Genomic DNA, 12,614 nt, shown 5'->3' with positions numbered 1-12,614 from the left:
GTTTGATATGCAAGGGCCGGGGTTTTGCCCCGGCCCGTTTCGTTTTTTGGTCTTTTTACAAGCATCCGGAGCCTGTCAAGGTAAATGTCTTGACGGATGTTGCGGTGGGTGTTAGAGTACACTGGCTGCTTTGTGGCGGGGAGGTTCTCTTCATGGACGACCTTTTGGACCAGCGGTTGAGGCTTTGCGACCTTTACGACCTCTACGGGGGGCTTTTGACGCCTAAGCAGAGGCGGGCCTTTGAGCTGGTGGTCCTGGAGGACTGCTCCCTTTCCGAGGCGGCGGCGGAGCTCAACGTGAGCCGTCAGGGGGCGCACGATCTGGTGCAGCGTTCCAGGGAGCACCTTTTGTCCGCCGAGGAGTCCATGGGGCTTCTTGCGGAGAGGGAGCGCCTGCGGGAGGAGATCGAGAAACTGCTGGATCGTTACCGGCGGGATCTGCCTTCCGGCTTTGCGGATGAGCTGTTGGGTATCTTGGGGCGCAAGGAGGGACAGGTAGATGTTCGACTCCCTGAAGGATAGGTTTGAGAAGGTCTTCACCTCCCTTAGGGGCAAGGGAAAGCTGACCGAGGAGGACGTGAACCTGGCGCTTCGGGAGGTCAGGCTTGCGCTTCTTGAGGCGGACGTGAACTACAAGGTGGTAAAGGACTTCGTGGACCGAGTAAGGGTTCGGGCCACCGGTCAGGAGGTGCTTTCCTCCATAACCCCCGCCCAGCAGGTTTACGCCATCGTCTTTGAGGAGCTGCTGGACCTCATGGGCCGGGACGTGAAGCCCCTGTCCATAGCTTCCAAGCCCCCCACGGTGTACATGATGGTGGGGCTTCAGGGATCCGGTAAGACCACCACCGCCGCCAAGATAGCCCTCAAGATGAAGCGGTCCCACAGGCCCATGCTGGTGGCCTGCGACCTTCGGCGTCCTGCCGCGGTGGAGCAGTTGAGGGTGTTGGCTTCTTCCATAGGGGTTCCCTTCGTTGGGCCCGAGGAGGGGGAGACCGACCCGGTTAAGGTGGCCAGGAGGGCCATGGAGAGGTGTTCCGAGAGCCTGGTGGACCTGGTGATCGTCGACACCGCCGGAAGGTTCCAGATAGACGAGGAGCTCATGGAGGAGGTTCGGGTCCTCAAGGAGTCGGTGAACCCCCACGAGGTGCTTTTGGTGGTGGACTCCATGACCGGTCAGGAAGCGGTGTCCGTGGCCCAGGTTTTTAACGATCGCCTTGGACTTACCGGCGTGGTGCTCACGAAGCTGGACGGCGACGCCAGGGGCGGCGCGGCGCTCACCATAAAGGCGGTCACCGGCACTCCCGTGAGGCTCGCGGGGGTTGGCGAGCGGGTGGAGGACCTGGAGGCCTTCGACCCCAGCCGCATGGCCCAGCGGATACTTGGCATGGGGGACGTGATGGGTCTTCTGGAGCGGGTCCAGCAGGCCGCCTCCGAGGAGGACGTGGAGCGCCTTTCCGAGAGCCTAAAGAAGAACCGGTTCACCCTGGAGGACATGCTGATTCAGCTTCGGCAGGTTCAGAAGATGGGGCCCTTGGAGAAGGTGATCGAGATGCTCCCCGTGCCGGGGGCGTCGAAGGCCCTCAAGGACGCCCAGGTGGATCCTAAGAGGATAAAGCACATGGAGGCCATAATCCTCTCCATGACCCCCGCGGAGAGGCGCAGGCCGGAGATAATAAAGGGTTCCAGGCGGCGCCGCATAGCCCAGGGCTCCGGCACGTCGGTTCAGATGGTGAACCAGCTTTTGCATCAGTACGAGCAGATGAAGGACCTGATGAAGGCCTTCGGCAAGGGTCCTAAGAAGGGATTTAGGATCCCCCAGGGCCTTAAGGGTCTTTTCAGATAAGGTTCGTCCCCACCGGGGGCGCAGACCCATTTAAACAGGAGGTGTGTAAATCCATGGCGGTTCGCATACGTTTTACCCGTCAGGGGAGGAAGAAGAGTCCCTTTTATCGTTTGGTGGTGGCGGATTCCCGCTCCCCCAGGGATGGTAAGTTCATCGAGCTAATCGGCACCTACAACCCCATGACGGATCCTGCGGATCTCAAGGTGAACGAGGAGAGGGCCCTGTACTGGCTTAAGCAGGGGGCTACCCCTTCCGACACCGCCAGGGCGGTTCTCAAGAAGACCGGCGTCTGGGACAAGTTCACCGCCGAGAAGGCGTAAGAGGGTTTGGACTGCCATGCCCGACTACGCCGCTCTGGTGGAAGGCATAGTGAAGGGGCTGGTGGACTTGCCCGATCAGGTGCGGGTGTCCGAGGTCAGGAACGGCTCCGGTTCGGTCCTGGTGACCATAAAGGTGGCGGATCAGGACATGGGGCGGGTGATAGGAAGACGTGGGTCCACCATAAACGCCATAAGGCTGATAGCCAAGGCGGCGGCGGTGAAGGCCAAGGAACGGGTGGACGTTGAGGTGGACGAGGAGGAAGGCCCTGTCGATGGAGAAGAGCTCTAGGTCCCGGGTGATAGTGGGACGGATAGTGGGTACCCACGGTGTGAAGGGGGCCTTGAAACTCAAGCCCCTCACGGACTACCCGGACCGGTTCCTGGACATGGATAGCCTCTACCTTGAGCTGCCGGAGATCCGGGGCCGCAGGCGCCCTCCCAGGGAGCTGCCGGTGCTGGATATTCGCTTCCAGGACGGGAGGGACCTCTTCATAGTCACCCTTGAGGGGGTGGACAGCATGGAGGAGGCGGAGGAGCTCAAGGGAGCTATGGTCACCGTGGCCCCCGAGGAGCGGGTGCCCCTGGAGGAGGGGGTCTACTGGATAGACGACATCCTGGGCCTTCAGGTGGTTGACAATGACAGCGGCGAAGTGCTGGGTCTGGTGGAAGGGGTTCTTCCCACCGGCAGCAACGACGTCTACGAGGTCCGCACCCCCGACGGGGCCCTCAAGATGATCCCCGCCATCAAGGACGTGGTGATCCAGGTGGACCTTGAGGCTCGGGTTATGAGGGTCCATCTGCTGGAGGGCCTCTGGGATTGAGGCTTTGAGGGGATGAGGATAACCGTCGTTACCGCCTTTCCGGATCTCATAAGGGGTTACCTGAGCTTCAGCGTCATCGGTCGGGCGGTGTCCTCCGGGGTTTTGGACGTTCAGGTGCTGGATCTTAGGGACTTTGCCGACGGAAGTTACCGCCAGGTGGACGATTACAGCTTCGGCGGCGGGGGAATGGTGCTCATGGCGGAGCCCCTTTCCCGGGCGGTTGAGTCCGTGAGCGCCGGTTGCGAGCCCTTCGTGGTATACCCAAGCCCCCAGGGGGTTCACCTTCACCAGGAGCTGGTGGAGGAGCTGGCCCGCAAGGAGCATCTCTTGCTTGTTTGCGGCCACTACGAAGGGGTGGACGAGCGGTTTGTGGGGGAGCACGTGGACCTGGAGGTATCCCTTGGGGACTTCGTGCTAACCGGCGGGGAGCTGCCAGCCATGGCGGTGTTGGACGCGGTGGCCCGATTGGTACCCGGCGTGGTGGGCCGCATGGAGGCGGTTAGGGAGGACTCGTTCTACAGGGGCTTCCTGGACCATCCCCACTACACGAGGCCCGCGGCCTGGCGGGGTATTAAAGCCCCGGAGGAGCTGCTTGGGGGAGACCATGGGGTCATCGAGGAGTTCCGCCGTGGGGAGAGGGTTCGAAGGACCCTTGAGAGGAGGCCGGACCTGTTGGCTAGGACCGGTCTTAACGGACACCTCAACGGGGGCTTCTACGTGTACGTTGGGGAGGATGGGTGCGACCCCTTCAAGCTGCTTCCGCTTTGCGGCGCCTTCGGCGGCTTGCGGCTTCTGGCCCACCGGTCCCTTAAGGGGGACCTGGGCGGAGAGGGGGTAAAGTTCTTCCCCTCCTTCGGGGCCGCCTTGAGGTGGATAACCTCCAGGGAGAAGACCAAGCCCCTTGTGTTGGCCGTCTCGGAGGACGGGGACTTCCGGTGGCTTTCCGCCAAGAGGAGGGTTCTTGAGTATCAAGGCCCCTCGGTGATGGCCCTGGGAGGGCGGTTTGAAGGAGACGTGCTGCTCGGGTCGCTGAGGTCCCCGCGGGGGCCGGCGAGTTTGGGTGAGACCTTGTGCCACTGGCTCACCCGGTTCTTCCAGGTGGATGATCCTAGATCCCAGGAGGGCTGAGACCTTCCAGGGGGATTACAGGTTCAGTGTGTGGGCATCTGATCCGGAAGATCGGTGGTTTATCCGGTCTTATGGGAGCCCCTTGGGCTCATAACAGAAGAGACAAATGTCAGCGAGGAGGGAAAGAAGATGATAGATCCGCGCATCGCCTTGGTGGAGAAGAGGTATTCCAAGGCCGATCCCGTGCCCCCTTTCAGGCCCGGCGACACCGTGAAGGTGCACGTGAAGGTTAAGGAGGGCAACCGGGAGAGGATTCAGGTGTTTGAGGGCGTGGTGATAGCCCGGCAGCACGGAGGCATAAGGGAGAACTTCGTGGTGAGGAAGGTCTCCAACGGCGTGGGTGTGGAGAGGATATTCCCTATCCACTGTCCCACCATCGACAAGGTTGAGGTGGTGCGCCGCGGCCGGGTGCGCAGGGCGAAGCTCTACTACCTGCGGAAGCTGTCCGGCAAGGCGGCCAGGATAAAGGAGCGCCGGGAGTTCTAGCCTTTTGCCGATTGCCAAGGGCTTTTGGCGGTTCGAAGCAAGCGTCCCACCCCGCCGGGATCGGGGTGGGACGCTTGCTTTTTATTTCTTGGCTATGGGCCTCCCATGGTGATTAAAGCGACACCGCATCGGCGTGGAAGATTTGATTAGATGATTAAAAAATACAGACCTTCATGGGAGCGTTGCAGGGATGATACTTTTATGCTAAGTTAACCATTGTTTGAGGCCTCAAACATATGCTGTCCCAAGATCAAGGAGGTGTTCAATAGATGTTCCGTACCGCACGCCGCTTATGCGGACTATTGGCCATAACCGTCGCCATGACGGTCCCATCCATTGCCAGCGCCCACGGTGTTTGGATAGGGGAGCAGCAGTCGAAGATGACCATAATCCTTGGGGAGGGCGCTGCAAACGACGCTTACGATCCGTCAAAGGTCAAATGGGTCAGGGCGTATGGAGACGGTGCAGGCCAAGTACCTGTGGAAATTCAGAGGCTCCAGGACCACGTGGTAATAACTAAAGCCCCTGGAGCTCAGATAATCACCCTGGCCTTCGACCACGGATACTGGTCCCAGGACAGTTCCGGCAAGTGGCACAACAAACCCAAGTCACAAATCAACAACCCCGTAGGATCTGGCATGAAGGCCCTTAAGTTCTCCACATCCTACGTCGACCCTTCCGCATCCCCCGCCGTCATGCCTGACCTTGACCTGCAGGTGGTTCCGTCGGTAAACCCGCTGTCCCTCAAAAAGGGGGACAGCCTCAAAGTAAGAGTCCTGCTCCATGGGAAGCCGGTTAAGGGTGCCTCCCTGTACCCGGATTTTATCGGAGATGTGGATATGTCGGTTAAGACCGACGATGATGGTTACGCCATCATAAGAGTTCCATCCGCGGGGCTAAACGTGATAGGCTCAAAGGTGAACGTGGAAAACCCGGATAAATCCGACAGGGACGGGGAGAAGATAAACTACTTCGCTACTTTGGTTTTTAATCTACAAAAGGACGAGGACTAAAAGAAGGGGGGCATCCCTTGGGATGACCCCCTTCTTGCTTTTTGAGGTTTGTCGTGGACAAAGTTGCAAAAGCCATGGGTTTGCTCAGGGCTTTAGGTCCTCAAGGCCCTAGGACTGACCTGAGTTTGATAGTAAGATCCCGTATTCCATCAAGTAGTCGCTCCTTGTCCTCCAGGTGCTTCCCCACCAGGTCCATTATGGCGCTTCCAACCACAACTCCGTCCGCCAACGCCCCCGCCCTCTTGGCTCGTTCGGGGGTGCTGATGCCGAAGCCCACCACCGTAGGTATGCTGAAATGCCTCCTGACCCGCCGAAGGTAGCCCTCCATGTCCCCGTGAAGGTCCTTGCGGGATCCGGTGGTCCCCAGCATTGAGACGCAATACACGAACCCCCTGGCCTCTCTTCCCATCTCTTGGAGGCGTTTCTCCGGCGAATTGGGGGATACCATGGGGATGTTTATGAGCCCCTCGCGATCCAGGGCAGCCCGTAGGCTTTCCCCTTCGTCGAACGGGAGGTCTGCCACGATGACCCCGTCGATCCCGGCTTCCGCGGCCCGGCGGGCAAACCGCTCCTCCCCGCATTGCAGGATGGGGTTCAGGTATCCCATGAGAAGCAGCGGCACCTTAACGGTGTTCCTTAGGGTTTCAGCCAAATCCAGCACCGATGATAGGGTGGTTCCCGTCCTCAGGGATCGCTGTCCCGAGGCCTGTATGATCGGCCCGTCAGCCAGCGGGTCAGAGAACGGTATCCCCAGCTCCAGTATGTCGGCTCCAGAACTTTCCAGTGTGGAGCAGATATCCGCGGATGTGTTGATGTCCGGGTCCCCGGCCATCACGAAGGCGATGAGGGCCTTGCGGCTTTCGAATATTTCCTTAAGGCGGTTCATATGTTATCGCCTCCGATGATGAATTTCACTGTATGCAAGTCCTTATCTCCCCTCCCGGAGAGGTTTACGACTACCACCTGGTCCTTCTGGAGAGCAGAGGCATGACGGATTCCATGGGCCACCGCATGGGCGCTTTCCAGGGCCGGTATGATCCCCTCAAGGCGGGATAGGGTGAAGAAAGCTTCAAGGGCGTCCTGGTCTGTTACGGATGTGTATTCAGCCCTTTGAGTTTCCATGAGGAAGCTGTGTTCGGGACCCACGCCGGGGTAATCTAGGCCGGCGGAGATGGAATAGGCCTCTATTATCTGGCCGTCCTGGTCCTGAAGAAGGTAGGAGCGGCAGCCGTGGAACACGCCGGGGCGCCCCCCGGTTAAGGATGCGGCGTGAAGCCCCGTTTGAAGCCCCTTGCCTGCGGCCTCAACGCCGATTAGGCGGACGGATTTGTCCGGGATGAATGGGTAGAACAGGCCTATGGCGTTGCTTCCGCCCCCAACGCAGGCTATGAGGGCGTCGGGAAGGCGTCCCTCGTATTGCAGGATCTGCTGGCGGGTCTCATCCCCTATGACTCGCTGAAAACCCCTTACCAGCGATGGATATGGGTGCGGCCCTACGGCGGAGCCGATTATGTAGTGGGTGTCCTCCACGTTAGCCACCCAGTGCCGGATGGCCTCGTTTGTGGCGTCCTTCAGCGTCATGCTCCCCGATGAGACGGGGATGACCTTAGCTCCCAGGATGCAGATCCTTTCCACGTTAAGGGACTGCCGTTTCATGTCCTCAGCCCCCATGAACACGTGGCATTCAAGTCCCAGCTGGGCTGCCGCGCTGGCCACCGCAACCCCATGCTGCCCCGCGCCGGTCTCCGCGATGACCCTGCGCTTTCCTAGGCGGCGGGCCAAGAGCGCTTGCCCCAGGGCGTTGTTTATCTTGTGCGCCCCCGTATGGTTGAGGTCCTCTCTCTTTAGATATATCTTTGCCCCTCCGGCGTGGCGTGTCAGCCTCTCCGCAAAGGTCAAGGGTGTAGGCCGTCCTCCGTACCGGTGGAGCAGTTCCTTCAGCTCCTCTTGAAAGGCCCGATCCTCCTTTATCTCATTGTAGGCCCTTTCCAGTTCATCCAAAGCGGGGATCAGGGTTTCCGGTACGAACCTCCCGCCGAAAGGGCCGAAGTATCCACTTCGTATCATGGATGATCACCTCTCTTGTTTTTTGGTTCAGCCTTTGGCCGCCATGATCGTCATCCCCATGAGGCGGTGGTCTTTTATTCCCGAGGATGTTTCGATGGCGCTGTTTATGTCCACCCCATGGGGGCTTGCTTGCCCTATGGCCTTGGTTATGTTTTGGGGCCCCAACCCGCCGGCCAGGATGAAGGGGCGGGTAAAACGGACCCCCTGCAGCAGCGACCAGTCGAAGGGCTGCCCCGTGCCCCCGGAAAAGCCCCTTACCTTCGTGTCCAATAGGAAGAAGTGAGCCGCTTCCTTGTATCTTTCCAGGGCTTCAAGGTCTTCCCTGCGGGAGACCCCTAGGGCCTTTATGGTTTTGATGGGAAGATTCGCAAGAAGCGAAGGGGGTTCGCTTCCGTGGAACTGGAGGTAGTCGAACAGGCGGCTTTCGACGGCTTCCCGCAGCTCCTCTTCGGTGGGGTCCGCCATCACCCCCACCACGGAGAGGAACGGTGGAAGCCGTTGGATTATGGAAGCTGCCCGCTCAAGGCTGACCCTTCGGGGGCTTTGAGTAAGGATGAAGCCCACCGCGTCGGCGCCAAGCTTAGCGGCCTCCAAGGCATCTGCCTCATTGGTGATCCCGCAAACCTTTACCCGGATCACCGTATCAACCCCTTAAGCCTTTTTATGTGGGCGGAGGGGTCCTTGGAGACCATGAGGCTTTCCCCCACAAGGATCCCGTGAACCCCCGCCTTCTCGAGGAGGACCACGTCTTCCCGGCAGGAAATCCCGCTTTCGGCTATCACATACCGGCGGCTTGAGGGCTCAAGGCGTCTTAGTTCCTCCATGATCCGGCACGTGGTGTTAAGGTTTACGGAGAAGTCCCGCAGGTTTCGGTTGTTGATGCCCATGATGTCCGCTTCAGACGCCAAGGCTCTTCGGAGGTCCTCTGGGTCGTGCACCTCCACCACCGCCTCCAGGCCGATGGACCTTGCGGTTTTCAACATGCTCTGTAGCCTCTTGCCAGGTAGTATGGCGGCTATTAGAAGCACCGCGTCGGCCCCAAGGAAGAGGCTTTCATAAACCTGTACCGGGTCCACGAGGAAGTCCTTCCTAAGAAAAGGTATATCTGCCTTAGGGCGGAGCTGCCTCATCAGGTCCGGGCTTCCTTGAAAGAAGGGCTGGTCGGTAACTATTGAGACGCAGTCAGCCCCGCCTTTGATGTAGGCTTCAAGCAGTTTATCCGGTTCAAATGTGTCCGCCAAGATGCCCTTGCTGGGGCTGGCCTTCTTTATCTCCCCTATTATGGAGATCCCCGGCGCGGCCAGACGGGCCTTCAGCGACAGCTTGGGACTTTTTAGCTCTCGAACATGGCGGTTTTTCTCAGCCACTATGCGATCCAGTATCACACTGCCTCCTCCTTTCCTGTTATTGACCTGGAGAATCGAGCCACCTCTTCAAGCTTTTTCATGGCAAGGCCGCGGTCTATGATCTGTTCTGCCATGCGGGCTCCTTCGAATATCCCGGCGGCCAGTCCGTCCACGTAGAGGGCTGCGGCGGCGTTGAGAACCACCACGTCTCTCATGGGGCCCCTCATGCCGCTGAATATGTCCAGCAAGATCTGGCGGTTCTCATCTGGGCCGCCCCCCGAGGCGNACCCCAGGGGTGCTCTGGACAGCCCCGCGTCCTCGGGGAGTATCTCCATGTCCTGGATCTTCCCCCGGTCCAGCAGGCACACCCTGTTGGGGCCGCTAAGCGAAAGCTCGTCCAATCCGCCATGTCCGTGAAACACCATTGCCCTACTGACCCCGAGTATGGCCAGGACCTCCGTTATGGGCCGGACCAGCTTAGGGGAGAAGACCCCCACCAGCTGGTGGGTTGGCTTTGCTGGGTTTGAGAGGGGGCCTAATATGTTGAAGACCGTTCGAAGCCCTATGGCCTTCCGTACTGGGGCGACGTTTTTCATGGATCCGTTGAAGTGGGGGGCGAAGATGAAGCCGTAGCCAGTGTTGCTGATGCAGGCTTCCACGTCCTGGGGCTTATCCAAAAGCGGTATCCCTAGGGCTTCCAGGATATCGGCGCTTCCGCATCGGCTGGATACGGATCGGTTCCCGTGTTTGGCCACCGAAGACCCCGCCGCGGCGGCTATGAACGATGCGCCGGTAGATATGTTGATGGTTCCCGCCCGGTCTCCGCCGGTCCCTACGATGTCAAGGAGGGTTTTACACTTTAGATTCACGGGGACGGCTTTGCTCCTAATCACCGAGGCTGCGGAGGCTATCTCCTCCACGGTCTCCCCCTTTGCGCGAAGCCCCGCCAGGAAGGCCCCCACCAGGGCTTGGGGTTCACCGCCGGACAAGATGCTTTCCATGGCGTCCGCCATCTCTTGGGGTGTAAGGTTGGTTCCCGATAGGATCTTTTCAAGGTGCTCCCTTAACATTGGTGTCTCAGCTCCTTCCTGGTGGGTTTTGTGTGGTAGAAGTTCCTGATGATCCTCATGCCCCCTTGGGTGAGTACCGATTCGGGATGAAACTGGACCCCGAAGAGGGGAAGGCTCAGGTGCTGAAGCGCCATGATGGTTCCGTCATCCGTCCTGGCGGTGACCTTTAACTCCTCGGGAAGGGAGCTTTCTTCCAACACCAGCGAGTGGTAGCGGGTGGCCTTGAAGGGGGTGGGCAGTCCGGAGAAGATGCCCTCTCCGCTGTGGTGGATTGAGGAGGTCTTGCCGTGGCACGGCTTGGCCGATCGAACCAGGCGTCCACCCATGGCGCAGCCTATCGCCTGGTGCCCAAGACAGACCCCCAGGATGGGGATCCGCTCCATGAAGGTCCGGATCACTTCCATGGACACCCCCGCGTCCTCTGGGATCCCAGGTCCCGGGGATATGACGATGTGGGAGGGGTTCATGGCCTTGATCTTTGAAGGTGTGATCCGGTCATTTCGGACCGTCCGTACCTCGTCCAGTTCCGAGAGGTACTGCACCAGGTTCCAGGTGAATGAGTCGTAGTTGTCTATCATCAGGATCATCGGGTGTCTTCTCCTTTCTCCGCTATCTGCACGGCCCTTTCCAGGGCTTTGAACAGGGCCCCCGCCTTGTTTAGGGTTTCCTGGTACTCCGCCTCTGGGTCAGAGTCGTAAACTATGCCCGCCCCGGCCTGGATGTGTACCGTGTCGCCTTCTTTGACGATGGTCCTTATGGTGATGCAGGTGTCCATGTCCCCCTGGAATCCCAGGTACCCCACCGCTCCTGCGTATGGTCCCCTTGGGGTGCCTTCCAGCTCTCCTATGATCTCCATCGCCCGGATCTTGGGGGCCCCCGATACGGTACCCGCCGGGAAGGAGGAGATCAGAAGGTCCAGCGGTGTAGCCTCCGGTCTTTTTTGCCCTTCCACCTGAGACACGATGTGCATCACCTGGGAGTACCGCTCTATACCCATGAGCTCCGTGACCCTTACGCTTCCGGGCTGGCATACCCTTCCAAGGTCGTTGCGGGCCAGGTCCACCAGCATTACGTGCTCCGCCCTTTCCTTTTCGTTCCCCAGCAGTTCCAGGGCGGCGCGCCTGTCCTCCTCTTCCGTATCTCCCCTTTTACGGGTTCCTGCTAGCGGGCGGGTGACGGCCTTGGATCCCGTGAGTTTCACCATAAGCTCCGGCGACGAGCCTATGAGGGTGATGTCCGGCAGTTCCAGCAGGAAGTGATAAGGGGAGGGGTTGCATTCTTTGAGGGCTCGGTAGATCAGCGTGGCGGGAAGGTTGGTTTTGGCGGAGAACCTTTGGGAGAGGACCACCTGACATATGTCCCCCGCCATTATGTGTTCCCGGCCCTTTCGTACCATGTCAAGGAAGTCCTCTTTCTTAATGAACGGCTTTGGAGGGGAGAGGAAAAAGGAGGTACTAAGGGGCGTTTTATGGTCTAGGGGTGGCTCTAGGGATTCCCTTAGGCCGACCAGTTTTAAACAGGCCATGCGGTATAGGCCCTCCAGCTCTTCCTTTCCCATGTTCCTTGGGATGTGTTGGTTAACCGTCAGGAACATCTTGTCCCGTAGGCGGTCTATGGCTATCACGGAGGAGAACCCCATTAGTGACGCCGTTGGGAGATAGGAGCAGGGCAGGGTTTTGCCTTCGTCTGAGTGGAACAGATCCTCTAAGGCGCTTATTATGTCGTATGTGAAGTATCCCGCTACTCCTCCAAGGAACGGTGGAAGGTCATCTCTGGCTGGAGGGTATGTGCCGGCCAGGTAGTTTTCCAGGGCTTTTTTAAGCCCATCCCTGCCTTGGAACTCTGCCAAGGTCCTGCTCTGGGGGGCGGTTTTGATGCAGGTTTCGCTGGAAAATGTGAAGATCCCGTCCGGCTCGGTTCCTATGAATGAATACCTGCCCCACCTGCCCTGTGGGTCCGGGGTCTCCATGAGTAAGCTTCCTTGGGAAGGCCTTTTGAGGCTTTCGTAGATCATGAGGGGGTCCCGTCCCTGGAGGCTTAGTTCCATTATCACCGGTACTCTTTCGAAGTGAGAGCAGAGCCGCATGAAATCCTCAATGGGCGTAAGATTTTCATTTTGCCTGATTTCGTGAACTCCCATGTCTTGATCCTCCTCGTTGGAAATTAAAAATTAAAAAGCCGGGGTCCTTGTGGTAAGGCCCCCGGCTTGGCGGTTTTATCAGCTGAAGAAAGGCAAGGGGCCTTGGAAGCGGTTCCGGTAGGGATCCACCTCCAAGGCCCATCGCTGATTTGGACGTCGGCGATTTATACGGCCCTTGGTGGCGGACTCAGGGAGTCCGCCACCACCAGTTTTGAAGTCTTAGAAAAAGCATCTTAGGTTAATCCTCCTTGGACCTGGATGTTGGAGGGGATTTTAGGGTTCGGTGTTTTCGTTGTCAAGCGTGCGAATTGCCTCACGTAAAATCTAAACGAAAGGGGAACGTTGCCTCACCTAAGAATCCAAACGAAATATGATCCCCTA

General features: G+C 58.9%; 15 protein-coding genes. 8 read left to right on the top strand and 7 right to left on the bottom strand.

Going from position 1 to position 12,614, the window contains the following annotated elements:
- Positions 1-152 precede the first annotated feature (152 nt).
- From N2315_05090 to N2315_05055, 8 genes are all read left to right on the top strand, one after another.
- A complete protein-coding gene (locus N2315_05090; protein MCX7828570.1) occupies positions 153-521 on the top strand; it encodes a hypothetical protein in 369 nt (122 codons plus the stop codon).
- Positions 499-1,842 carry a signal recognition particle protein gene (gene ffh / locus N2315_05085; protein MCX7828569.1) on the top strand — a complete coding sequence of 448 codons (1,344 nt, stop codon included), beginning with the start codon at positions 499-501 and terminating at the stop codon, positions 1,840-1,842. Before N2315_05090 ends, ffh begins: the two co-directional genes overlap by 23 nt.
- A gap of 53 nt (positions 1,843-1,895) precedes the next feature.
- Positions 1,896-2,162 carry a 30S ribosomal protein S16 gene (gene rpsP, locus N2315_05080; GenBank protein ID MCX7828568.1) on the top strand — a complete coding sequence of 89 codons (267 nt, stop codon included), beginning with the start codon at positions 1,896-1,898 and terminating at the stop codon, positions 2,160-2,162.
- A gap of 16 nt (positions 2,163-2,178) precedes the next feature.
- Positions 2,179-2,451, top strand: a complete 273-nt coding sequence (locus N2315_05075; GenBank protein ID MCX7828567.1) for a KH domain-containing protein — start codon at positions 2,179-2,181, stop codon at positions 2,449-2,451.
- Positions 2,435-2,983: a ribosome maturation factor RimM gene (gene rimM / locus N2315_05070; GenBank protein MCX7828566.1), complete on the top strand. Its 549-nt coding sequence runs from the start codon at positions 2,435-2,437 to the stop codon at positions 2,981-2,983. The genes N2315_05075 and rimM overlap by 17 nt, the downstream gene beginning before the upstream one ends.
- 12 nt (positions 2,984-2,995) lie before the next feature.
- Positions 2,996-4,111, top strand: coding sequence for a tRNA (guanosine(37)-N1)-methyltransferase TrmD (gene trmD, locus N2315_05065; GenBank protein MCX7828565.1), 1,116 nt, complete (start codon positions 2,996-2,998; stop codon positions 4,109-4,111).
- 129 nt (positions 4,112-4,240) lie between these two features.
- Positions 4,241-4,597, top strand: a complete 357-nt coding sequence (rplS, locus tag N2315_05060) for a 50S ribosomal protein L19 (protein ID MCX7828564.1) — start codon at positions 4,241-4,243, stop codon at positions 4,595-4,597.
- Between the two features lie 269 nt (positions 4,598-4,866).
- Positions 4,867-5,610 carry a DUF4198 domain-containing protein gene (locus tag N2315_05055; GenBank protein MCX7828563.1) on the top strand — a complete coding sequence of 248 codons (744 nt, stop codon included), beginning with the start codon at positions 4,867-4,869 and terminating at the stop codon, positions 5,608-5,610.
- 100 nt (positions 5,611-5,710) lie between these two features.
- Here N2315_05055 and trpA read toward each other — a convergent pair whose 3' ends face one another.
- From trpA to N2315_05020, 7 genes are all read right to left on the bottom strand, one after another.
- Positions 5,711-6,496 (bottom strand): tryptophan synthase subunit alpha, encoded by a 786-nt coding sequence (gene trpA / locus N2315_05050; protein MCX7828562.1) that lies wholly within the window; start codon positions 6,494-6,496, stop codon positions 5,711-5,713.
- Positions 6,493-7,677 (bottom strand): tryptophan synthase subunit beta, encoded by a 1,185-nt coding sequence (trpB, locus tag N2315_05045; GenBank protein MCX7828561.1) that lies wholly within the window; start codon positions 7,675-7,677, stop codon positions 6,493-6,495. The genes trpA and trpB overlap by 4 nt, the downstream gene beginning before the upstream one ends.
- A 27-nt stretch (positions 7,678-7,704) precedes the next feature.
- Entirely contained in the window at positions 7,705-8,316 is a 612-nt protein-coding gene (locus tag N2315_05040) for a phosphoribosylanthranilate isomerase (protein MCX7828560.1), read from the bottom strand.
- Positions 8,313-9,062 carry an indole-3-glycerol phosphate synthase TrpC gene (gene trpC / locus N2315_05035; GenBank protein ID MCX7828559.1) on the bottom strand — a complete coding sequence of 250 codons (750 nt, stop codon included), beginning with the start codon at positions 9,060-9,062 and terminating at the stop codon, positions 8,313-8,315. The genes N2315_05040 and trpC overlap by 4 nt, the downstream gene beginning before the upstream one ends.
- Positions 9,059-10,093 (bottom strand): anthranilate phosphoribosyltransferase, encoded by a 1,035-nt coding sequence (gene trpD / locus N2315_05030; protein ID MCX7828558.1) that lies wholly within the window; start codon positions 10,091-10,093, stop codon positions 9,059-9,061. The genes trpC and trpD overlap by 4 nt, the downstream gene beginning before the upstream one ends.
- Complete coding sequence (locus N2315_05025) at positions 10,087-10,680, bottom strand: aminodeoxychorismate/anthranilate synthase component II (protein ID MCX7828557.1); 594 nt, start codon at positions 10,678-10,680, stop codon at positions 10,087-10,089. The genes trpD and N2315_05025 overlap by 7 nt, the downstream gene beginning before the upstream one ends.
- Complete coding sequence (locus N2315_05020; protein ID MCX7828556.1) at positions 10,677-12,233, bottom strand: anthranilate synthase component I family protein; 1,557 nt, start codon at positions 12,231-12,233, stop codon at positions 10,677-10,679. The genes N2315_05025 and N2315_05020 overlap by 4 nt, the downstream gene beginning before the upstream one ends.
- Positions 12,234-12,614: the final 381 nt, after the last annotated feature.

The sequence above is a fragment of the Thermanaerothrix sp. genome, assembly GCA_026417795.1.
Taxonomy (GTDB): domain Bacteria; phylum Synergistota; class Synergistia; order Synergistales; family Synergistaceae; genus Thermanaerovibrio.
This window is presented reverse-complemented; position numbering and strand designations above follow the sequence as displayed.